This is a genomic window from Hymenobacter negativus, from assembly GCF_017571495.1.
Taxonomy (GTDB): domain Bacteria; phylum Bacteroidota; class Bacteroidia; order Cytophagales; family Hymenobacteraceae; genus Hymenobacter; species Hymenobacter negativus.
Window position 1 is genome coordinate 488928 of the sequence record NZ_JAGETZ010000002.1, and the last position, 23126, is coordinate 512053.

The 23126-nt window shown below is 58.5% G+C and carries 10 protein-coding genes and 1 pseudogene; 5 read left to right on the plus strand and 6 right to left on the minus strand.

The window, feature by feature from the left end; all coding sequences use genetic code 11:
• Positions 1–208: 208 nt before the first annotated feature.
• The 5 genes from J4E00_RS06280 to ispF all read right to left on the minus strand — a co-directional run bounded on the left by J4E00_RS06280 (position 209) and on the right by ispF (position 14302).
• Positions 209–7537 carry a fibronectin type III domain-containing protein gene (locus J4E00_RS06280; RefSeq protein WP_208174262.1) on the minus strand — a complete coding sequence of 2443 codons (7329 nt, stop codon included), beginning with the start codon at positions 7535–7537 and terminating at the stop codon, positions 209–211.
• Positions 7538–8814: 1277 nt separating this feature from the next.
• Entirely contained in the window at positions 8815–10209 is a 1395-nt protein-coding gene (locus tag J4E00_RS06285; RefSeq protein WP_208174263.1) for a LutB/LldF family L-lactate oxidation iron-sulfur protein, read from the minus strand.
• Positions 10206–11888, minus strand: a complete 1683-nt coding sequence (locus tag J4E00_RS06290) for a M28 family peptidase (RefSeq protein WP_236049528.1) — start codon at positions 11886–11888, stop codon at positions 10206–10208. The genes J4E00_RS06285 and J4E00_RS06290 overlap by 4 nt, the downstream gene beginning before the upstream one ends.
• A gap of 174 nt (positions 11889–12062) precedes the next feature.
• A complete protein-coding gene (locus tag J4E00_RS06295; protein WP_208174265.1) occupies positions 12063–13739 on the minus strand; it encodes a M28 family peptidase in 1677 nt (558 codons plus the stop codon).
• A gap of 83 nt (positions 13740–13822) precedes the next feature.
• Complete coding sequence (ispF, locus tag J4E00_RS06300; RefSeq protein WP_208174266.1) at positions 13823–14302, minus strand: 2-C-methyl-D-erythritol 2,4-cyclodiphosphate synthase; 480 nt, start codon at positions 14300–14302, stop codon at positions 13823–13825.
• A 328-nt stretch (positions 14303–14630) separates the two neighbouring features.
• On the opposite strand from ispF, the gene J4E00_RS06305 reads away from it, so the two are divergent.
• The 5 genes from J4E00_RS06305 to J4E00_RS06325 all read left to right on the plus strand — a co-directional run bounded on the left by J4E00_RS06305 (position 14631) and on the right by J4E00_RS06325 (position 22096).
• On the plus strand, positions 14631–15245 hold the full coding sequence (locus tag J4E00_RS06305; protein WP_208174267.1) for a TetR/AcrR family transcriptional regulator: 615 nt from the start codon (positions 14631–14633) through the stop codon (positions 15243–15245).
• Between the two features lie 40 nt (positions 15246–15285).
• Positions 15286–16968, plus strand: coding sequence for a TolC family protein (locus J4E00_RS06310; protein WP_208174268.1), 1683 nt, complete (start codon positions 15286–15288; stop codon positions 16966–16968).
• A gap of 44 nt (positions 16969–17012) precedes the next feature.
• The gene (locus J4E00_RS06315) at positions 17013–18152 is read left to right on the plus strand and encodes an efflux RND transporter periplasmic adaptor subunit (RefSeq protein WP_208174269.1); all 1140 of its coding nucleotides are present in this window, start codon (positions 17013–17015) and stop codon (positions 18150–18152) included.
• A 115-nt stretch (positions 18153–18267) separates the two neighbouring features.
• Positions 18268–21711 carry an efflux RND transporter permease subunit gene (locus J4E00_RS06320; protein ID WP_208174270.1) on the plus strand — a complete coding sequence of 1148 codons (3444 nt, stop codon included), beginning with the start codon at positions 18268–18270 and terminating at the stop codon, positions 21709–21711.
• Between the two features lie 118 nt (positions 21712–21829).
• On the plus strand, positions 21830–22096 hold the full coding sequence (locus tag J4E00_RS06325; RefSeq protein WP_208174271.1) for an acyl carrier protein: 267 nt from the start codon (positions 21830–21832) through the stop codon (positions 22094–22096).
• 496 nt (positions 22097–22592) lie between these two features.
• On the opposite strand, the pseudogene J4E00_RS30200 reads toward J4E00_RS06325, so the two are convergent.
• Positions 22593–22754, minus strand: a pseudogene (locus J4E00_RS30200) (YkvA family protein); the annotation flags it as partial.
• Positions 22755–23126: the final 372 nt, after the last annotated feature.

A 23126-nucleotide genomic window follows, 5' to 3' on the forward strand; every position in this document is an offset into this window, starting at 1 on the left:
CCTTTGGGGAAGTCCAACGCTCTTCGTCCTCACTCACTAGCAGCCGAAGGCTCAGGCCTACCGCACCCGTTGTTTCAGGCAGTAGTTTTGGCGATACCCTGCGTGCAAAAGCCTTTCACAGCTTGCGTGCTAGACAAAACCCCACCGGAAATCCAGCGGGGCTCTGTTTGATGGCTATCTGTGGGTGGTCAGTTTGTTCAGTGCAGCACTAATTTTTTATCATCTTCAGGCGCAGGGCCTGGCCATCCAGCGTCAGATTCAGCAGGTACATCCCGGCAGGCAGTCCTTCTAGGCCCGCAACCGGTAGCTGGCTGCCACCGGCTGGCACATCAAGCAAGCCTTGGTACACCTGGCGCCCAGTGGCATCAAGCAAGGTGACCTTCACAGCCGCTTGTGCCGTCCGGGCCTGCAATCCCAGCATAAACCCGCCCGCAAATGGGTTAGGTGAAGCCGTGAAGCTGCCAGTCAGGCTCTCGTTGTCGAAGCGCACGCTGCGGATGGGGGAGTAGGTCATGGCGCCGCTTAGGTCGAGCAGGCGCAGGCGATAGTAGCGGCGGCCGGCGGTGCCCGCTTCGTGGTCGGCGAAGGCGTAGCGGTGCAGAACGGTGCTGCTACCGGCCCCGGCTACAAAATCCAGCGTGCGGAACTCCCGCCCGTCGGCGCTGCTCTGCACCTCGAAGCCACGGTTGTTCTGCTCGCTGGCCGTGGTCCAAGTCAGGGCCGCATCGGTGCCTTGCCGCTCGGCCGTGAAGGTGGTTAGAACCACGGGCAGTGGGGCCGCAATGCTGCCCAGTGTCCAGATAGAGAAGTCGGTGATGCCGGTCTTGCGCACCAAGTTGCCCGGGGTAGTAACGGGCGACTGGTTCGCCCAGGGGCCGGCTGGGCCGTTCACGGACTTGAACAGCACCAGATTGCTCGGGGCAATGCCGTTGCGCTCGTGGTCGAAGTAAGCAAAGTCAAGGGCTACGTTCAGGCCGGTGTTCACCGTGGGTTGAATGTCGAAGTAGCGGGTGATGCTCGTACTAGTACCAGCACCGGTCAGGGCCGTGCCGGTGGTGCGGAACACGGTGGTCGGACCAGGGAAAACGGCAGAGGCCGCATCCGGCGTCAGGGTCAGGCCGATGCCGCCGAACGTTTCAGCGGTGGCCGTGGCTAGGCTGCGGCCGGGTACTGCTACATGGCCGAGCACGTAGCTGGTGTTGGTCTCGCTGATGGTAGCAGCGGTGGGCAGCGTCAGGACAAACGTGCCGGTGGTCAGCACGCCCTGGGTCATAGTCAGGGTGTGGGTCACAGTGGAACTGGCGTTCAGGGCCAATATGCCAGCGGGCGCGGTCAGGCTCACAGTCAGGTCGTAGAGGGTCAGCGGGCCGGTCACGGTTGGCGTCACACCCCGAAAGGCGACGGTGCCACCGGTCAGGCTCACATTGGCAGCGGGTGTGCTGCTGGTCAGGTCGCCGTACACGTTCAGGGTGCCAGCGCTCTGGTGCAGACTGGCACCGTTGGCCAGCGTCAGGGTCCGGACGTCGGCGGTGCCGGTGGTCAGGCTTGGGTAGCGGGCTAGGCCGGCCGGAATTACAGCGTCCGTGCCGGCCGATGGCACGCAGCTACTCCAGTTGGTGCTGGCAAACCAGCTGTCGCTGGTAGCCCCGGTCCAGGTAGTGAGCGTGCAGGTGGCCGGGGTGCTGAAGGTTGTGGTCACGGCCGGCGTGGTGCCGCCCGCCGCGCACACGGCCTGCAGGCTTAGGTCGTAAGTAAGGCCCGCCGTGAGGCCAGTTAGGGTAATGGGCGAGCCAGTGCCCGTGCCGGTGATTGTTGCGCCGCCGCTCTGGGGCATAGCCATAGCCGTGAAGCTGGTGTTGCCCAAGCCGGCCGTGAAGGTCACATCAGCCGAGGTCTGAGTAATGTTGGCTACGGCTAGGAGCGTGTGAGCGCCGCAGCTCACCGGCGGCGTCGTGATGCAAAGAGTGAAGGCTCCTTGCGTATCGGTAGTGCTGTAACCGGCAACGCGCACGAAGTATGTAGTAGAAGCCGCTAAGCCTGATAAAGTCAGCGGCGGTGCCACCATATTGGCAGCACCTGAAGCCGAGCAGCCAATTTGGGTAAACGGGCCCGCCGTGCCACTAGCACTGGAAAACGCCCGGATTTGCCCGGCGGGGTTGCCCGTCACCGTAATAATAACGCTGCCAGCACCTGTGGCCGGCGTGGTAAAGGTGTACCACACGTCTTTAGGAGAGGTGGCAATACCGCAGCTATTGGATGCGGTGCCAGGGTTGGCATAGCCGTTGGCCGTGGTGGTACCGGCACCTGCGTTCGTGCCATATGTGACCGACGTACAATCAGCCGTCAGCGCTACCGCAATGGCACCGCTGGGGTCATCGTTGGTAATGAGGGTGTTAAAGCTGACGGCAGGCGCAGATGTTGCCGTCGCGCCCCCGCCGCAGTTGCTGGTCACAGCCACCGAATATTGGGTGTCGCTGGTCAGGCCGGTCAGGGCAATGGGCGAGCCGAGCCCCGTTGCCGTCACAACGGGCCCCGAAGCCGGGGTAGCTGTTACAGTATAAAAAGTCGCGCCAAAGCCTGCGGCAAACGTGACATTAGCCGAGGTAAGCGCGATGGTGTTGACTGCCACAGTGGTCGGTACGTCGCATGCCGCTGGCGTCGTGATACAGATGGTGAACGAGCTGTTGCTTGCCGTAGGAGCCGTGGCCGAGAAGCTGTACACGCGCACCAGGTAGGTGCCGCCCACCGTCAGGCCGGTTGCCACCATGGTTTCCACGCCGCCGCTGGCGGTCAGGTCCTGGCACAGCAGGTTGGTGCCGCTGCAGGTGCCCGAGCGTAGGTCGATAACGCCGTCGAAGCCGGTGCCTTCGTTCATCACGATGGAGTGCTGGGTGGTCGTGGCCACGAATGAGTAGAACACGTCGTCGTCGGCAGTGCCGGTGCAGGGCGTGGCCGCCAGGGTCGAGGTAGCGTTGAGTGTAGTGCCGCTGGTGGGTGTGGTGCAGCCTGCCCCAGCCGCACCGGGCGTCAGCAGTATGGCATCGGCGCACTCGTCGTTGGCTACGCGGGTCGTAAATATCACGGTAGCGGCCGGCGAGGTTTGCCCACCGCCGCAGTCGGCGGTCACGGTAGCGGTGTATTCGGTGCCTGGCAGCAGGCCGGTTAGCAACACCGGCGAGGCCGTGGGACTGGGCGTTACCGTAGTGGTCGTGGTGCCGTCGTTCACCATCACAATGAAGCTGGTATTGCTGCCGCCGGGGTTGAAGGTGAGGTCAGCCGAAGTAGCCTTCAGGTTGGTCGCGGTTAGGTTGAGGACCGTTCCACAGGCCGCACCCGTGAACTCATAAGCGCCCATGTCGGGGGTCGTTGCGCTTCGGGGTGCTGCGGCCAAGTCGTCGGTGACACGTGCCAGCGGCACGCCCAGGTTATCGAGGGCCACGAGGCTGGGCTTGAAGGCGGCATCGAAGCCGGGGTCCAGCTGCGCCGAGTTGGCATCCTGCCCTGAACCCGTCCGCCAGTTAGCCAGCGTAGCGTAAGTGCTGGCCTTAAGACCAGTGTAGAAGTTCGTACCCGTGCCGATGTGCAGGTTATTGTAGTTCGAGGCAATGGTCGAGGTGGCGGTGCCAAAAGCCAGCGCGTATTTGCTTCCGGTGCCGGCGGCGTTGCGCGTCACGCTGAAAAGGTTGTTGCGCAACTCAATGCCCGTGGCCGCGGTGAGCTGGTAAAAGCCCGCCGTGGTCGAGGTGGTCGACGCGCTAACCGTGTTCAGCACCACCGTATTGTGGTAATAGCGCACGTAGTCGGAGTCGGTGTTGTACAGGCCATATTCAAGGCCACTTGGAGAATTGAAGTTGTACAGCAGGTTGTTCACAACGTCGTTTGCCGTGGTGGTCGTGGCGTCGTTCGCGGAGAAATAGATGCCGTATTCGGCCCCGCTGGTGCTGGATGTGGCCGTGAACGTATCGTGAAGGCGGTTCTTCTCGATGTCGGCGTTGATGGTGCCGCCCGTGATGTAGATGCCTAGGAAGGAGCTGACCGCAGCTGTACGGGTGGCGCGATGAATGTCGTTGCCAATGATTTGGACGCCATTATTGCTTTCCACATCAATACCGTAGGTGTAAAAGTCCCGGATGGTGTTGTTGCGAATCTGGTGGGCACCGGCCAGTGCAGCGGCACTGCTGCCGTTGAGGATGATGCCGTAGTAGCCGCCCACAACCGTGTTGCCCTGCACGGTCAGGAAGTTGGCCGCGTCGCCCGCTGTGGTGGGCGAGCTGTTCGAGCCACTGGCCACAATGCCAGCGTAGCCAACCGATGTCGAAGCCACGGTGCAGATGATAGTCGAGTTCAGGATGCGGTTGTAGTCAGCTGCATTAATTAGCTGTACACCCCAGCCGTAGGTCGTAGCCGAGGTTCCGCCCACAGTGGTGTCAATCAGTAAATTGTCGAAAGTGACAAAATCGGTCCCATTGAGGCGGATGACGGCGCGCTGGTCGGAATCGTTCGAGCCGAACTGAATGGTGCGCCCGTTGCCGTCGAATACGATGGTGTTGGTGGCGCTGGCTCCGGCAATAGGGTCGAGGCTGATTTGCTCGTTATACGGGCCGTTGCTTACCGCAAACGTCACCGCGCCACGCACCCCGGCCGTGTTTAGCACCGCGGCCGCGTCGGTGAAGCTTGCGAAGTTGTGGGCCGCTGTGGGTTGGGTATTGTCGATGGTGTAGGCGCCGCTGAGCGCCGGTCGGTAGCTAAGCGGGCCTTTGGTATCGTTGCTGGCGTCGGCATCGCCGACGGTCGTGGCCATGGCCGACAGTGTGTTGACGTCGTCAATAAACGTGAGGCTGCCCAGCGCAACGATGGTCGAAGCCCCAGAGGCTAGGGGTGTAGGCAGCGTGATGGTGCCCAGGTTGGTAGTGGCGCCGTTGAGAACGTAGCTGACGTCTACCGTGCTGATGGTGGAGAGCCCAACGTTGGCAATGCTGATGGTGACGGGCATGGCACCAGGCGCGAAGCCCGTGGTGGGCCCGTTGAGGGTAGAAGTGGCTACGTCCGTGCCTGAAGCCGGAATCTCATCGCCGCCTAGGTCGGGAATGGCTTTGCGGGTATCGCCATCTATGTCAGTAGTATAGCTGGCAATGGCCTGCCCGGCTCCCTTCGCGGGCGAAGTCGCCAGCAGGTGCAGGTCGGTGGCAGAGGTAAACAGGGGGTCGGTCGAGCTGGAGTTGGCGTCCTGCGAATTGGCCATCCGCCAGTCCGTCAGCATGCTTTGGTCGGAGGTGCTGGGTACGGTGGTCGACGGCGCGCCCATGGCTCCCACGTACCCGTGGGTAGCGTCGCCGGTACCGCCGGCCACGTACAGGTCGTTATAGTTCGACACCGAGCCCGCCGCGCCAACAAGCGTCGAACTGCTTGAAACAAAAGTATAATGCTTGCCTCCTGTCTGCGCCCCGGTAATGTTGGCGAAGACATTGTTACGAATGTTATATACCGGTCCCGAGGTTGTGGCTATCTCAAGGCAGGTGTTGCTGCCGCTCGGCGAGCCCGAGCCGTCGATGCTTATCGAGTTAAAATAGACATTAATGGCCGAACCCGAGCCGTTGCCTACACTCTGTAAGTAGAGGCCCCGGATAATGCGGGTGGCAGTTGCCGTGGTGCCCGTCCGGCCGTGGGTAATGTTCCAGATGAAGTTGTTGTAGATGTTCAGCGTGTGGGTGCCCACAGTGGTGACCACATCAGCGCGAATGCCGTAGGCTACGGTGGTCGACGAGGTGGTGCTCGTGTTGTTGCGCACCCCGCTCACGCGGTTGTTGAAAAACTTGCCGCTGTTTGCGCCCGTGCCATAGCTGTCCTCAATGCTAATGCCATACACAGTGGTGGTCGCGCACACATTGGTCACGGTATTGTCGTGGATGGACTGCTTGTTTTGCAGCACCGAGCGGATGCCGTAAGCCGTGGTGGCCGTGGTCCCGTTGCCATTCCCAATGTCGCCGGGCACGGCTGGGTTACCCACGGTGCAGTAGGCCACTTCGGTATTTAAATCGGCTGCGGCGGTACTGGTGCCATATAGCCAGATGCCGTTGTAAGCGTTAAATATGGCTAGGTTTAGGTAACGGTTGTTCTGGTTTAGGCCACTACCAGCTGAGGCATCCACACCTCCGCCGATAAAGTTACTGGTCTGAATTAGGCCTGCGCCGCTGGTGGAGGTGGTGCGGTCCAGGGTGATACGGGCATCCTGCACTGTGTTGTTAAAGGCCCCGTTGGTAGCGGTGGCGTTGCGGATGCGGTAGCCATAAATGGGGCCAGTGGCCCCGGCGCTCACATCAATGCCCATGAAGGTGAAATAGTCGCCGCCCGCAATGTCGATGGCCGCCGCACCGGTCGTCACTTGCAGTACCGGGTTGGTGCCGGTAGTTTTCTGGAACACGATGGGATTGGCCACCGTGCCCGTGGCAGTGATGGCCGGCGGGTTTTCCGCAAACGTCTGGCCCGCCGCCACATTGAACGTCACGGCCCCACTGATTCCCTTGTCGTTTAGCGCATTAATGGCCAACGTGAACGACGCGAAGTTATTGCTGCCCGAGCCGGTCTGGTTGATGGTATAAAGTCCGTTGAGCGGCGCCGGAGCAATCGTAGTTACGCTCCCGGTGAGCGAAGCACTTTGCTTGGCTTCCGCCGTAGCCCGCACTTGGTAATAGTACAGGGTGGCGGGCGTCAGGCCCATGTCTGTGAACGAAGTGACATTAGCAGCCGTCTCCCCAGCGAAGGTGAAGTTGACATTGTCCGTCGACCGATAAATAGAATAGGCCACCTCATTGGTGGCGTTATCCGTCCAGTTTAGTGCCAGCGAGCTTGCGCCGATAGAGGTGAAAGTCAGATTAGTAGGCGCGGCGCTAGGGGTTGCGTTCGGCGTGAAGGTGAAGACGCGCCGGGTCGTGTTGTTGGTGCTGTTTAAGTTGGTCATCGCTGCCGAAGCAGTAAATGACGTCGTGGCGTAGAGCGTAACACCCGTTGCGGTATAAGCAGGAGTTCCGGTAATAGTGGTCACGGCTCCTACCAGGCCCGCGGCAGTGCCCAGGCCCGAGGAGAAAGCCACAGAGCGCGCCTGCGACGTGGTCGAGTTGTTGACCATGGCGCCGTAGCGGTACACAATGACTCCGGTCGTTTCGCTTAAGGTTGCCTGCACAAGGCTTGCAGTGCCCGTAGTTGGGTTGGCATCATCTCCCGGAAGGCGGATGTTCAGCCACTCCACGGCAAGGATTCGGTTTGGCGCACTACCGATAAGCTTGTAATGAACCTTGCCCGTGGCCAGCATATCATTGTCGCCGGTTATGGGCGCGATGATGGCCGCCCCCGCAACCGGCGCCGTGTAGCCCGTGCCTGCGATAAGGGATGCACCCAACCGGAGCTGCCCGTTCGAGTTGACGCTGAACTCGCTGTAGCGCTTGCCCATGAACCCAAAATCAAACCCAATGGGTACCACCGCTGATGCGACATCATCGCGGTAGGTGCCGGTCGCAAGCAAGCTGGTGGTAGAGGTCATGCTCACCAGTGTAGCGTTACCACCGCTGTTTTCCGTCACGAACCCGTAGTTAGCAGTACTTTGCGCCCAGCCTCCCGCATGGCAAAGGAGCAGTGTGAGAAGCGGCAGCAGCCACCGCCAGCAGGCAGTTCGAGTTGATGGAGCCGGCTGTCGGAGGGGCCAATGGGGAAGTACGGGTTGGGTCATGCCTTCGTAATTAAAAAAATTGATTGTTAAATTTTTGTGGAAAAACATGGGCGTGCCAAAGCAGGCTGCCGGAGCTGGCAGCAATAGCATGGCCAACCCAGTAGCCTTGGTGTGGCTTGCACCGCGGCGGTTCCCGATATATTCTCAGCGGTTGTGTGGCCCCTTCTGGTGGTAGAGCACGTAGCCAGTCTGGCAACTCGCTATGCTACCGGCCCAGGAAATACCAATGAGGCCGGATAGGCGCTCATTGAGTTTCGGTCAGGGCATGGATATACCTGTAGTAGCGGCCCGGAACAGTTCATTGGCAGCACCAACGCCTGTGGAAAGAATGAGGCACGCTTCGCCCTCCGGAATGAAAAAGCTCCAGCATAGAAAATAAGAAAAAGAGGAGAAAAAACTTCCAAAAGGCAAATCGTGCTGGGGCACGATTTGCCTTTTTTGCAAACAGCTAGTTCAAAGGAAAATTCTATATTGGAAAGCGCGAGCTAATAGCTGGGTGGTAGCTATAACAATTATATTGCTTGCTAAGAAAAATCCGATGACCAAATTGAATAAAGACATCGCTGTGCAAGGCGAGCCTCAATTAATCAAGTAGTAAATTATTGTTTTGCTGTCCGAAATATAGCGCAATAAGCTTGGTTAACTACTGCTCAAAAGCTATAAGAGAAGCTTAATTTCCCAAAATTCTAGACAATCGATTGACTAATGAATAACGGAAAAAGTCAATAAGAATGGCTCTTGGTGTATAGTTGTGCTTATTAATTATCATATTGTGGGGTAATGGTCTAATTAGTAGTGCAAAAAATAGGCTATTAATTAGCTTAATTCATGCCTGCCATTTATTGAGTAGTAGAGGAGGCAAACTGCTTGGCAATGCAACATGCGGCAACACTACGGGAGTTTAGCCCTCATAGTCCATTTGCACTAGTCCTGAAGTGTTGAGGTGGTGCGTAGTGCGACTGCTCTGTAGCAAAAATGGGCGCGCAGAATGAAGCCGCATAGCGGCGACAGGCTCCTGGGCATTTCTGTCGTCACTATGTGGCCTGTCTGATGAGTTGCTACCTTGCTGCAAACCTGTTGATTTGCTGCGGCTACTCAGTCGGCGGGGTGCGCTGCTTCCACAACTCCCGGAACGACGGACCGGCAATGTGCAGGCTCTCACGCCGCTTGCTCCAGCCCACCTGGCCCAGCAGTCGGCCCAGGCTCCAGTCTTTCATCTTGGTGGGCAGAATATCCAGGGCCCAGCGGTGCTGCATGCTCCACTTCCACAGGCTAATGGCCACCTTCTCCTCCGTTGGTGCATAACCTTCTTCTACACTCTGTTGGCGGTTGAGCAGCAGTAGGTTGTGCAAAGGGATGCGCACCGGGCACACGCTGGTGCACGCGCCGCACAGGCTGCTGGCGTAGCTCAGGTGCTTGTGCTCGGGCAGGCCGCTCAGGTGCGGACTGATAACCGAGCCGATGGGGCCGGAATACGTGGTTTCATAGGTGTGGCCGCCAATGTTCTTGTACACCGGGCACACGTTTAGGCAGGCCCCGCAACGAATGCAGCGCAGGGCGGCACGCTTGTCGGGTTGCGCCAGCAGGTTGGTGCGGCCGTTGTCGAGCAGGATGACCACCATTTCCTCCGGTCCGTCCACTTCATCGGGCTGGCGCGGGCCGAAGTACACCGTGTTGTACACCGTCACTTGCTGGCCCGTGCCGCTGGTGCTGAGCAGGGGCCAGAACAGGTCTAAATCCGTGAGCTGCGGAATGACTTTCTCGATGCCCACAATGGCAATGTGTAGCTTGGGGAAGGTGGCCGAGAGGCGGGCGTTGCCCTCGTTCTCGGTCACGGCAATGGCACCTTCTTTGGCAATGAGGAAGTTGCCGCCGGTTACGCCTACTTCGGCGCTGGTGTACTTGTTGCGGAGCAGGTGCCGGGCCGTAAGCACCAGCGTCTGGGCGTCGTCGGTATGCTCAATGCCGAGGTGCTTTACAAAAATATCGGCGATGTCGGCCTTGCTCAGGTGCATGGCGGGCGTCACAATGTGGTAGGGCCGCTCACCGTTGAGCTGCACAATGTACTCGCCCAAATCCGTTTCCACCGATTCAATGCCTTGCGTGGCGAGGTACTTATTGAGGTGGATTTCCTCGGTGGTCATACTCTTAGCCTTTACCACGGTTTTGGTGTTGCGGGCCGCCGTCAGCTTGCCGATTTCGGCCAGAGCCTCGGCTGCGTCGCGGGCCCAGATTACCCGGCCGCCACGGGCCGTGAAAGCCGTTTCGAATTGCAGCAGGTACTCGTCGAGCTTCTCCAGCACGGAGGCTTTCAGGTAGGCGCCGCGGTCGCGGGCCAGCTCGTGCTCGTGGTAAAGCTTCATGCCAGCGCTCACGGCCGCATCGTACTTGCCGATGTTGAAGCGGATTTTGCGGCGGTGCTCGCGGTCGAAGGCTTTACGCTCGGCGTCGAGCTGAAATTGGCTGGCTTTGGTGGCGTTGGTCATGGCTTGTTCGAATCAACAACAATGCGCTGCTCGCGGTTGGCCAGCGTCCAGGCCGTGTGGAAAACCAGTTGCGCCCGCTCGGCTAATTTATCAAACTCAATTTTCTCCACATCGTCGGTGGCTTTGTGGTAGTCAACGTGCTCACCCGTGGTGTAAAAAATTACCGGGATTTTGCGACGTGCAAAGTTGTAATGGTCAGAGCGGTAATAGATATGCTCCGGCTCGCCCGGTACGTTGAAGCGGTAGTCCAGCTCCAGCTTGGTGTAGTCACGGTTGGCTGCTTCGCTGATGGTGTGCAGCTCCGACGACAGCTTATCCGAGCCCACCAAGCACACAAAATGCTTCTTCGGGCTATGCTTGCGGTCGGTGCGGCCCACCATATCGATGTTTAAATCGGCGATGGTGCTGGCCAGCGGCAGCACCGGGTGTGCCGTGTAATACTCCGAGCCGAAAAGCCCTTCTTCCTCCGCCGTCATCAGCACAAACAGGATGCTGCGGCGCGGGCCGTGTCCTTCTTTTTTGGCTTTGGCAAACGCTTGGGCAATTTGCAGCACCGCCACTGTGCCCGAGCCGTCGTCGTCGGCCCCGTTGTAAATGGTGTCGTGTTTCACACCCAGGTGGTCATAATGGGCCGAAATCACCAGCACCTCGTCTTTCTTATCGGAGCCTTCGAGGTAGCCCATCACGTTTTCGGTGGTCAGCTGCTCTTCCTTTTGGGGCAGAAAAACGGTGGCTGTGGGGGACTGAAAGGGAGAGGGCAGCGCCCGCCCGGCAGCGCCCACGGCCCGCACGTAGTCAAGCAAGCCATTCATGGTAGTGCCGGCCAAAGCCAGCCCCAGGTCCTGCGAGGTCAGGTACACGCCGATGCCAGGCGGGATGTTTTCCGCCACCGTGTCGATGATTTCCGGGCCGGGTTCGGGCAGCGAAAAAGCGGGGTCGTGCAAGGTGCTGGCAAACTGCTCGGCCTCCTTCCGAAAAGCCGCGGTGGGCGCAAACGTCACCAGGAAAATGCTGCGGGCCCCGTGCGCCTTGGCCAACGCCGCCTTGCGCAGGCCCGAGTCCCAGTAGTCGGGCTTGCGGCCCATGGGCTTGAGCAGCTTGTGGCCCCGGTCGTCCTGTGGCTCGCCCATCAGGGCCACCACGTCCCGGCCTTTCACATCGAGCCCGTTATAGTCTGAATACGTTCCCTGCTCCACCCCAAAGCCCACAAACACCGGCTTCGAAACCGTTTCCTTTAAAAAAGGCGAAGCCATGGGCCCGTAGCTGAAAAAGTCGCTCAGCCACTCAAAGCGCTGGTCGTTCACCTTCAAATAGCCGCCCTCGGCGTAGTTGCCGCGTGTTAGCTGAAAGTGCTGCAAATACGGGGTGTCGCCACCCGTCACCGGCCCTTGCAAGCCAATTTCTGTGAGTTGCTTCACCAAATAGTCCGCCGCCAGCTTTTGGCCCGGCTGCCCCACCTCGCGCCCCTGAAAAGCATCGGAAGCCACTACCGTCAGGCGTTGGCGCAGTTCCGCGGGCACAATGGTAGCAGCGTAGGTGCGCGACCAGTCCACGGCTGCGGAGGTAGCGGAAGCCGCTGCATTTTTGGTCTTGACTTTAATCTTGGCAGGTGCTTGCTGCGCGGCAGCGGGTAGGCCGCAAGCCAGGGCCAGCAGCCCCTGCATTATCAGTTTGTTCATCAATTCAAAAGAGCGGAAGTAGGAGAGACGCGGAAAATTGAAGAACGTCATGTTGGGCATCGTCGGGGCACCTCGCAGACGGTAATAGCTCCATCGATTGGTTTACTACTGCCCGCGAGGTGTCCCGGCGATGCCCGACATGACGTTCCAGCGATGCTTACGCAAACAACCTCTTTAGGGCTTGTTCGAATCGACCACAATACGGCCTTCGCGGTTGGCCAGCTCCCAGGCCAGGTGGAATACTAAGCGGGCCCGCTTCTCCATTTTCGGAAACTCGATTTTATCGATTTCGTCGCTCTGCTGGTGATAGTCGGCGTGTACACCGTTGAAGAAAAAGGCTACTGGTACCTTGTTCACCGCGAAGTTGTAGTGGTCGGAGCGGTAGTAGAAGCGGTTTGGGTCGGCCGGGTCGTCGAAGCGGTAGTCCAGGTCGATGGGGTTGTACTGCTTGTTCTGGGCTTCCAGAATCACCTTTAGCTCCGAGGCCAGCTTGTCGGACCCGATGACGTACACGTAGTCCGGTTTGCCTTCGTGCTCCACATCGGTGCGCCCAATCATGTCCACGTTCAGGTCGGCCTCCGTGTTGGCCAGCGGAAACACCGGGTGCTTAGAATAATATTCGGAGCCAAACAAGCCCTTTTCCTCGCCCGTCACGCTCAGAAACAGCAAGCTGCGACGCGGGCCGTGCCCGTCCTTCTTAGCTTGGGCAAAAGCCTCGGCCATCGAAATAATGGCCGACGTGCCCGAGCCGTCATCATCTGCGCCATTAAATACCTGTCCATCGTGGATGCCTAGGTGGTCGTGGTGAGCCGAGATGACGATAATATCGTCCTTCTTGTCCGTGCCTTCAATGAAGCCGAGCACGTTCTCCGTATCCAGGGTCGTGCGCTTGCGCTCCGCTTTAATCTGCATGGGCACCACCTTAAAAGTGGCGGGCACCGGCTGCTTTGTCGTGTTGATTTTGGCCAGATAAGCCTGCATCGTAGCGTCTTTGGTACCTAATAGCTGCAGGCCCACGGCTGGCGAAATGAAGAACGACGGCGTGCGGCTGGGCTTGTCGTCGCTCACCATCACCGTAGCGGCCCGGCTGATGTAAGGAGCCATGCGTGCCGTTTGCTTGGCGAAGTTGCTGGTGGGGTTGAAGCTTACGAAGAACACCGTGCGGGCGCCTTTTTGCGCGGCCAGCTGGGCCTTGGCGCGGTAGTCATTGCCCCATTTCGTAGGCGAGCCGTCGGCGCTGAGCAGGGCCTTGCCGCCGTCGCCGGTGGGTTCGCCCATCAGCACCAGAATGTCTTTGCCCTTCACGTCCACGCCGGTGTAGTCGGAATAGCCTGGCTGCTCGATGCCGTAGCCTACAAAAACGGGTTTAACGGTGGTTTCCTGCGCGAATGGCGAGTCGTTCAACCCATAGAAATCCGTCAGCCAGGCGTAGCTGGTTTTGCCCACTTTCAGCGTGGCGCCGTCGGCCCAGGTCACCTGCTCCACGTTGAAATGCTGCTGGTACGGGTCGTCGGTTTTTAACGGGCCCGTCAGCCCGGCGGCCTTAAACTGCTCGGCTACATAGGTGGCGGCCATGTGCTGGCCTTTCATGCCGGTTTCGCGGCCTTCGTACTCATCCGAAGCCAGCACGGCCAAATGCTTACGCAGGCGCTCGGCATTCACCAGGTCGGCGTATTTTACGCTTTCATCGACGCTCACCTTTTCGGGTGCTACGGCCGGGTCGGAGGCGCGCAGAATGTCCTTCGTAGTGTTTTTGTCTGACTTGTTTTTGACTTTAACCTTGCTTTGAGCATGGGCCGGCGCGGTACTGGCCAGGGCCAGAAACGCCAGTAGGAGGGGAGTTTTGTTCATTTTAATTGGTGTGGTGGGAGTCGGGTTGGATAGGGTAGATGGGAGTCAAACCAGGTCGCCATGCCGGGCGGCAACAGCAAGGGTTACGATTTCTGGATAAGGACGCTGGCGTAAGCTGCCACGCCTTCCTGCCGGCCCACAAAACCCAGTTTTTCAGTGGTGGTTGCTTTAATGGAGATATCCTCCTCGGCTATGCCCATTACGGCGGCCAGCACGCGCTGCATTTCCGGAATGTGAGGGTTCACCTTGGGCCGCTCCAGGCAAATGGTCGAGTCGATGTTGCTCACCTCGTAGCCGCGCTCGCGAAGCAGACGCATCACGCCGGAAAGCAGCTTTTTCGAATCGATGCCCTTGTATTGTGGGTCGGTGTCGGGGAAGTGAAAACCGATGTCGCGCAGGTTGGCGGCACCCAGCAGCGCGTCGCAGATAACGTGGATGAGCACATCAGCATCGGAGTGGCCAAGGGCGCCGTGGGTGTGCGGCACCTGAATACCGCCGAGCCAAAACGGCAGGCCTTCCTGTAGTTGGTGAACGTCGTAGCCGAAGCCGGTTCGGATTTTCATAAGCGTCGAAATAAGAGCGGGCCGACAGGGCCGCCGCAAAAGTACCCGCAGCCGTGGTATTGCGCTGGCAGGGGCGACAAAGCCTTTTTTTAAATTAATACTGGAATTAGTAAATATTATTCGGCTAAAATTATTAGCTTTGTATTACCAGGCAAATTAGTTGGCTATGCGGGCCGCAACTCACTTTTTTTCGGGATATGGTAAAGTAATCGGGCTGGGTGTACGTCAAGTAGTGGCGAAAAGTGCCCGGGCTGGCTGGGAACGCCAAAAAGAAAATGGAAACTTTGAGTACAATGAAAGTTTCCGTTGTATCTTTGCGGCGTTAGTTATGGAAATCAAAGAACGAATCCTGAACCACGCCCAGAAACTTTTCCTGCGCAACGGCATCAAAAGTGTGAGCATGGATGACATCGCCGCCGACATGGCGATGTCGAAAAAGACCCTCTACAAATGGTTCGAAAACAAAGACCAGATTGTGATGGCGGGCATCACCCAGCACCTCACCGGTGTGCAGGGCGACTGCGCGGTGATGGCCAGCAAAGCGGCCGATGCCGTGGAGGAAATGTTGCTGATATCCAAGTGGGCCGATGAGCAGTTTGCCGACGTTCACCCGAGCATCTTCAACGATATGAAGAAATACCATCCCACGGCCTGGGAGCTATTTCGGTCGCATAAAAACACCTTCATCCTGGCCCAGATAGTTCAGAACCTGCGCCGTGGCATGGCCGAGGGCCTGTTCCGGCCCGACCTTGACGTGGAAGTGCTGGCCCGCCTCAACCTGGCTCAGATAGAAATGGCGTTCGACTCGGAGCTGTTTCCTGCCTCGCAGTTCAGCCCGATGCGTGTTAACCGCGTGTTCGACGAGCATTTTCTGCTGGGCGTGGCTACCCTGAAGGGGCACAAGCTCATCAATCATTACCGGCAAATCACCGAAGCCGAATAATCCTGCTTTTCCTCGCTTACTGTTACCTTTTTTGCTGTTTATGAAGATGCTGTTTCGAACCAGATTCCTGCTGGTTGCTGCCCTTGGCATGGCTGGGCCGCAGGTGCTGCTTGCCCAAACCTCGCCCTCCGCGATGCCGGCCGCACCGCCTACCACAGGCACCATGCCTCTGAGCCTGCAGCAGGCCGTGGACTACGCCATCAAGAACAAGTCGACGCTGCTTTCTACTCGCTTGGCCGAGGCCACAGCGGCGGCCAAAGTGGGCGAAATCAAGAGCCAGGGCCTGCCCCAGGTGAACGTGGGAGCCACGCTGTCGGACAACTTTAAGCTGCAGAAAAGCCTGGTAGACGTGGGCGCTTTCGGTGGCGGGGCCAGCAATACCACCCTCACGGCCACCGACATTGCCAACGCGCAGGGCGGCCAGACCGTGAACCTGACCCAGGTAGCGGCCCCCGTGGTGGCGCTGCCGCCCCAGGCCATTGCTTTCGGCCTGCAATACGCCGGCAACTCCAGTGTGTCGGTATCGCAGCTGCTTTTTGATGGCTCGTACCTCATTGGCCTGAAGGCCGCTAAGGTGTATACCGAGCTGGCTAAAAAGCAAACCCAGCAAGCCGAAATCGACGTGGCCGAGCAGGTCAGCAAGGCCTACTACAGCACGCTGGTAGCCCGCTCGCGCCTCGCCCTGCTGGCCCGCAACGTGCAGCGCCTCGACACTGTGCTTTACCAAACCGATAAAACATTCAAGGCCGGTTTTGCGGAGAAGCTCGACGTGGACCGCCTGCGTGTGCAGCGCAACAACCTGGTGGTGGAGCAGCAGAAAGCGCAGCGCCTCACCGAGTTGAGCGTGTCATTGCTGAAATTCCAGATGGGCCTGTCGCAGCAGCAGAACGTGCAGCTGACCGATTCACTCGGCGCGGCCGTGGTCGATGCCGGAGCGCTGCGCCAGCGCCTCGGCGTAGCCAGCCTGAGCAACGGCGGGGTGGGCCTGGGCGCTGTGCCCACGGCTCCTGCCACTCCCGGCGGTGATAACACGACCACTCAAAACCGTGTCGACCAGCAAAATGCGCTGTCGGGCGGTTTGCCACCGGCAGCCCTCGGAGCCATCAACTACAACAACCGCATCGAATTCTCAACCCTGGAAACCCAGCAGGCCCTGGCTGGCCTCGACCTGCGCAATCGCCAGGCCGGCGCTTACCCGCGCCTCGTGCTGTCGGGTGCCTACGGTTTCACCGGCTCGGCCCCAACGGCGGGCGACCTGTTTGCCTTCCGTGGGCCCGACTCGCGCAACAGCAACGGCTTCGCCAACCAGAACTGGTTCGGTTTCGGCAACGTGGGCCTGACCTTGTCGGTGCCGGTGTTTGATGGTTTCCGCCGCAAATACCTGGTGCAACAGAGCCGCCTGCAGCAGCAAACCATCGAGCGCGGCTTCGAAACGCTCAAGCAAAGCATCGACCTGCAGGACGCCCAGAGCCGCACCACGCTCATTAACGCCCTGGACGTGCTTGACAATCAGAAAGCTAACCTTGACCTGGCCACCGATGTGGCCCGCGTGACGCGCATCAAGTTCAACGCCGGGGTGGGCTCCAACCTGGAAGTAATTACTGCGGAAACCGACCTGCGCTCGGCCCAGACCAACTACTACGGCGCTATTTACGACGTGCTGGTAGCCAAGGTAGACCGCGACAAAGCCACCGGCGAACTCTATAACCAGGTCAAAAAGTAGCTTTTAGCTGATAGCCATTTCTCCTTCGAAACACCTTTTTTGATATGAATACCAATTTCACCAAAGCCATCAGCTACCAGCTCCTCGCTACCAGTCTATTTCTGGCCTCGTGCGGCGATGGGGGCGGCAAAGACCCCAAGGCCGAGCTGGCCAAGCTGAAAGAGCAGCAGGCTGCTACCCAAGCCAAAATTGCTGACTTGGAAGCCAAAACCGGCACGCCTGCCAACCCGGCCACCGAAGCCACGCCGGTATCGGTTATTAACATTGCCCCGACGGCTTTCAACAGCTACCTCCAGGTGCAGGGCCGCGTCGACTTCGACCAGAACGCCAACGTGGGCGCCCGCGCTGCCGGTACCCTCACCAGCGTGCGCATCCAGCGCGGCGACCGGGTGAGCAAGGGCCAGACCCTGGCTACCATCGACGCCTCGGTGCTCGACGCCAACATTGCCGAGCTGCGCACCCGCATGGATTTGGCCAAAACCATCTACGACAAGCAAGCTGGCCTGTGGAAGCAGCAAATCGGTACCGAAGTACAGTACTTGCAAGCCAAGAACAATTACGAGGCCCTGCAGCGCAACTTGAGCACCCTCAACCAGCAGCGCGCCCTCTACAACGTGGTGGCGCCCTTCGGCGGCACTGTAGATGATGTGATGCTGAAACTGGGCGAGGCTGTGGCTCCCGGTACGCCGGTGGCGCGCTTAGCTAGCGGTACGGGCGGCAAAATCCTGGCCGACATCTCCGAAGCTTACGCAGGCAGCATCAAGCCGGGCGACAAAGCCATCGTGACAATCCCCGACCTTGGCGACGAGGAAATTACCTCTACCGTCCGCACGGTAGGCCAGGGCATCAATGCCACCAGCCGCACCTTCACGGTGGAGCTGCGCCTGCCTTCGAACAAAGCCAGCCAGTTGCGCCCCAATATGGTGGCCGCCGTGCGCATCCAGAACTACGGCCGCGCCAACGCCACGGTAATCCCAGTGGACTTGGTGCAGCGCGACGACCAGAATTCCTACGTGTATGTAGCTGCTCAGGAGTCGGGCAAAACCGTGGCCCAGCGCCGCGTGGTGACAGTAGGCCAGACATACAATGGCAAAGTAGAAATCGCCAGCGGCCTGAAAGACGGAGACAAAGTGATTTCGGCCGGCTACGAAAACCTGAACCCCGGCCAGCCTGTGAAAATCTAGATTGGGCTATGAGCCGATGGCCTTTATTGGGTAGTTCGCCTTTCCAGAGGACCGACCCGATGGCCTGGGCTTCATCAGCCGCTTGTCCAACCAAAAAGCTACTAGCTAACATATTATGCAGGACATTGAAAAAGAGTTTGGGCCCACCAGTTGGTCCATTGATAATAAGACCAGCATCTACATTATTACGTTGCTGTTGACGGTGATGGGCATTTTTGCCTACATCAAGCTGGGCAAGGAGAAGTTTCCGGACATCGTGATTCCGCGTATCATCGTGGCCACGGTGTACCCTGGTACGTCGCCCGCCGACATCGAGAACCTGGTGACCCGCCAGCTCGAAAAGGAGATTAAAGGGGTGAACGGGGTGAAAAAAATTAACTCCACCTCGAATCAGGACTATTGTATCGTAGACGTAGAGTTTAACTCCGGCGTGGACGTGCAGTACGCCAAGCAGCTCATCAAGGACGCCGTGGACAAGGCGCGCACCGAGTTGCCGAACGACCTGCCCTCCGACCCCACGGTGAAGGAGGTGAACATCTCGGAGCAGCCTATTATGTACGTCAACTTGGCCGGCAACCTTCCCGTGAGCCAGCTCAAGAAGATTGCCGACGACTTCCAGGACAAGATTGAGGCGCTTCCCGAAATCACCCGCGTCGACATCGTGGGTGCCCTCGACCAGCAGGTGAACGTGGACGTGGACCTTAATAAGCTCCGCGCCTCGCGTCTCAGCTTCAATGATATCACGGCTTCTATTGCCCGTGAAAACATCACCATCTCGGGCGGCTCCGTGGATGTGGGTACCCAGAAACGCGCCGTGCGCGTGGCTGGCCAGTACGCCCGCGCCGCCGACATTGCCGATATTCAGGTGAAGAACCTCAACGGCGCGGCCGTGCGCCTCGGCGACATTGCCACCGTGGAAGATGCCTTTAAGGACCGCGAAAGCTACGCCCGTCTCGATGGCAAAACGGCCGTGACGCTGAACGTAGTAAAGCGTCAGGGCGAAAACTTGATTGACGCTTCCGACAAAATCAAGGAAATTATCAAGGATTCTAAAACCACGCTGCCTAAGGAATTGAGCGTCGTCGTGACCGGTGACACTTCAAACGACACCCGCGTGACGCTGAATGACCTGATTAACACTATCATCATCGGCTTCCTGCTGGTAACGCTGATTCTGATGTTCTTCATGGGCACCACCAACGCCTTGTTCGTAGGGTTGTCGGTGCCGCTGTCCATGTTCCTGGCCTTCGTGCTGCTGCCCACCCTGGGCTTCTCGCTGAACATGATTGTGCTCTTCGCCTTCCTGCTGGCACTGGGCATTGTGGTCGATGACGCCATTGTGGTTATCGAAAACACCCACCGCTTGCTGCACGAGCATCCGAATCTGACTACTGCTCAGGCAGCCAAATACGCAGCTGGTGAGGTGTTTATTCCGGTTTTAGCTGGTACGCTGACCACTGTGGCGCCGTTCGTGCCACTTATGTTCTGGCCCGGCATCGTGGGTTCGTTCATGTTCTACCTACCGGTTACGCTCATCCTCACGTTGGGCGCGTCACTCATCGTTGCCTTCATCATGAACCCGGTATTTGCTGTGAGCTTCATGCAGCGCGACGAGCACTTGGACCACGTCGATAAGCCCAAAATGACCAAAGGCTTTGCCATTGGCCTGGGTGTAATGGGCGGCATTGCCCTGATTGGGTATTTAGCCGGCTCCACTTTCCTCGGCAACCTGATGATGACCATCATTGTGCTCTGCTTGCTGGATAAGTACGTGTTCGTGTACATGATTGCCGGTTTCCAGAGCAAAGTGCTGCCACGCTTCCAGAATGCCTATGGGCGCTTGGTAGCAGCCGCCATCGGCGGGTCGTTCTGGCGGCAGGGGGCTATCATGCTGGGTCTGTTAGTGCTATTTGTGTTCTCGATTTTCGCCGTGGGCGCCCGCAAACCCAAGGTGGACTTCTTCCCCAAAGGCGACCCCAAGTTTATCTACACCTACCTGAAAATGCCGGTAGGCACGCGGGTTGAAGTGACTGATTCCATCGCCCGCATCCTGGAGAAACGCATCTACGGCGTTATCGGCGAGCACAACCACGACGTGGAATCGGTGATTACGAACGTAGCCATCGGCGCCGGCGACCCAACGGAAGCCACCGCTACCGGCGTTTCGCAGTCGAACCTGGCCAAGGTTGGCGTGGCCTTCAAGGAGCTCAGCGAACAGACTGGCCCGCACACCGGCTTGTATATGGATAAGATTCGGGAAGTGGTAAAAGGCATTCCCGGCGCCGAAATCTCGGTTGACCAGGAAGCCGCCGGCCCGCCCCAAGGCAAAGCCATTGCCATCGAAGTAAGCGGCGACGACTACCCTAAGCTGGCTGCCCTGTCCAAGAAAGTGACCCGCTACATCGATTCGCTGAAAATCGGCGGCGTTGAGCAGCTGCGCTCCAACCTGGAGGACCGTAACCCCGAAATTGCTGTCAACATCGACCGGACCCGTGCCAACCGCGAAGGCATCAGCACCGCCCAGATTGGCTCCGAAGTGCGGACGTCCATCTATGGCTACGAGGCCAGCAAATTCAAAACTCCTGACGATGAATACCCCATCCAAGTGCGCTACGCCAAGCCCTACCGCGACGACATCAGCACGGTGCTGAACGCGCCGCTGTCCTTCCGTGATGCCACCGGCTCCATCCGCCAGGTGCCTATCTCATCGGTGGCCAACGTGAGCTATGGCACTACTTATGGTGGCATCAAGCGCAAAGACACCAAGCGAATCATCACCATCAGTTCGAACGTGCTCAACGGCTTCACTGGTCCCGATGTAGTGGTAAACATTGCTCGCGCCCTGAAATCCTTCCCCACGCCCAACGGCTACACCGTGAAAATGGGCGGTGCCCAAGAAGACCAGAAAGAAACGTCCGACTTCCTTGGCGTGGCTGCTGGCGGTGCTTTGGCGCTCATCTTCCTGGTGCTCGTCACGCAGTTCAACTCGGTAAGCAAGCCGCTCATCATCCTCACAGAAGTTATTTTCTCCATCATCGGTGTACTGCTGGGCCTGGCCATTTCGGGCATGAACATCAGCATTGTGATGACGGGTGTGGGCATCATCGCCCTAGCCGGTATCGTGGTGAAAAACGGGATTCTGCTGGTCGAATTCACCGACATGCTCCGCGCTCAGGGTATGGGGCTGCGTGAGGCCATCGTGTTGGCCGGCCGCACTCGCCTCAATCCGGTTATCCTGACGGCTACGGCCGCTATCCTCGGCCTCATTCCGCTGGCCATCGGCTTGAACGTTGACTTCTACGAGCTGTTCAACTCCGGCCACCCGCATTTCTTCATTGGCGGTGAGTCGGTGGTGTTCTGGGGCCCACTGGCCTGGACCATCATTTTCGGTCTGAGCTTTGCTACGCTCGTTACGCTGGTAGTAGTGCCGGTGATGTATTTGCTGAGTGAATCACTCAAAGCAAAAATTTCCGGAAAAAATCCCGACCACCTTGCAACCAATTCCCACGAGGTGGACTCTGAAGAAATACAGGCGGCCACGCCGCCTGTACTAGCCTAACAATTTCTGCGTTGTTGGGGCCCATCGGCTGGTTTTTGTTGCAGCAGCAACTACCGATGGGCGCCTTCAGCATCTTTGGAAGGCTTTCACTCCGCCATCCTTTTTTCGCAACTTTATTATGTACGTATCCACTAGCTCCGCTCATCACACGCCTACTATCGAGCAGCAGGTTTTTCGCATCATCAGCAAGCGTAAGGCTATCCGGGCCAGCCGCGTGCGCAAAACCGCCAGCCTCGCCCGCGACCTGCGCTTCGACACTGTCGACGTAGTCGACATCATCCTTGAACTGGAGCGCAACTTCAGCATCACCATCCCCGACGAAGTACCGCTCACCACCGTGGGCGACTTCGTGCGCTACGTGCGCGACCACGCCGCTGCTGCCTAAGCAGCCTTTGAATTGAGTTGGAGCATTAAGCCACAAAAAAGCCCCGCAATACTGTTGCGGGGCTTTTTTGTGACTTAGGGTTTTGTGCTTAACGCGCGTTGCCGCCGGTTTCCAGATTGCCGGCGTCAGTGGCATTGCGGCTGCCTTCCCAGGCATTGGCAGTGCCGCTGTTGGGGCCAGTAGATTCGGCATCGGGACTGGTCTCGTGCACCGGGTTCGGGTTGCTGCTCTCGGGCGAGCCCAGCCCGGAATCGGTACTAGGGGTTGGAAACTCGTGAATCAGGCCCGCATGCTTTGCCGATTCAGAAGATGGCTGCGCGGTGGTAGCGGCTGGGTCGTTGGAGTGCGAGGGATGAGCAGCAGGCGTCGCTTCCGGCGTGAGGCCGCTCGTGGGAGCCGAAGCTTGAGCAATACTGGTTTTCACTTCAGCTGGCCGGGTCTGCTCCCATTCTTGAAAGCGGTCCATCTCGTGCTTGAGTGTGGTTGAGAACCAAGCTACCAGCGCCACATCGTCGAGCAGGCCCAACACCGGAATGAAGTCCGGAATCAGGTCAATTGGGCTCAGGAAATAGATGAGTACGGCTACGGCTGCGGCCACTGTGGTGCCAGGCACGCCGGTGTACTCACCCGAAATCGACACTTTGATGAGCCGGAACATCGTCTGAAGCGTTTCCCAAGCCTCGTGAGCCAGCGTACCGACTTCGTTTTTCTCGCTGGCTTTCTGGTAAGCGTCTGTCAATAGCTTTTTCAGACGGGTAGGCTGCTTGATATAGCCTTCAGCCGTTTGGAGGAATTTCTTGAAAATGGCCGAGCCGGCAACATCATTGCTGGAAGGCGGGGTTTGGGTATTTTGAGCCACGGAATTCGGAGTTTACTGAGTGCAAAAAGAGAGAAAAACAAGCAGGGCTTATCTAAAGCCTGAATACTATATTAGGAGGGCTAAGGTTATGAAAAACGCAGCAATTCGCGCTGCCAACTAACAAAACTACCGGCCTGATTAAGCTGGTCACGGATACTAATCGCAGCAAGG

What these genes read in the sequence shown, in the direction of transcription:
- J4E00_RS06310 (WP_208174268.1), top strand. Translation starts at nt 15,286, where the DNA reads ATGAAGATGCTGTTTCGAACCAGATTCCTGCTGGTTGCTGCCCTTGGC.
- J4E00_RS06280 (WP_208174262.1), bottom strand. Translation starts at nt 7,537, where the DNA reads ATGACCTCTACCACCAGCTTGCTTGCGACCGGCACCTACCGCGATGAT.
- J4E00_RS06295 (WP_208174265.1), bottom strand. Translation starts at nt 13,739, where the DNA reads ATGAACAAAACTCCCCTCCTACTGGCGTTTCTGGCCCTGGCCAGTACC.
- J4E00_RS06325 (WP_208174271.1), top strand. Translation starts at nt 21,830, where the DNA reads ATGTACGTATCCACTAGCTCCGCTCATCACACGCCTACTATCGAGCAG.
- J4E00_RS06315 (WP_208174269.1), top strand. Translation starts at nt 17,013, where the DNA reads ATGAATACCAATTTCACCAAAGCCATCAGCTACCAGCTCCTCGCTACC.
- J4E00_RS06320 (WP_208174270.1), top strand. Translation starts at nt 18,268, where the DNA reads ATGCAGGACATTGAAAAAGAGTTTGGGCCCACCAGTTGGTCCATTGAT.
- ispF (WP_208174266.1), bottom strand. Translation starts at nt 14,302, where the DNA reads ATGAAAATCCGAACCGGCTTCGGCTACGACGTTCACCAACTACAGGAA.
- J4E00_RS06290 (WP_236049528.1), bottom strand. Translation starts at nt 11,888, where the DNA reads ATGAACAAACTGATAATGCAGGGGCTGCTGGCCCTGGCTTGCGGCCTA.
- J4E00_RS06285 (WP_208174263.1), bottom strand. Translation starts at nt 10,209, where the DNA reads ATGACCAACGCCACCAAAGCCAGCCAATTTCAGCTCGACGCCGAGCGT.
- J4E00_RS06305 (WP_208174267.1), top strand. Translation starts at nt 14,631, where the DNA reads ATGGAAATCAAAGAACGAATCCTGAACCACGCCCAGAAACTTTTCCTG.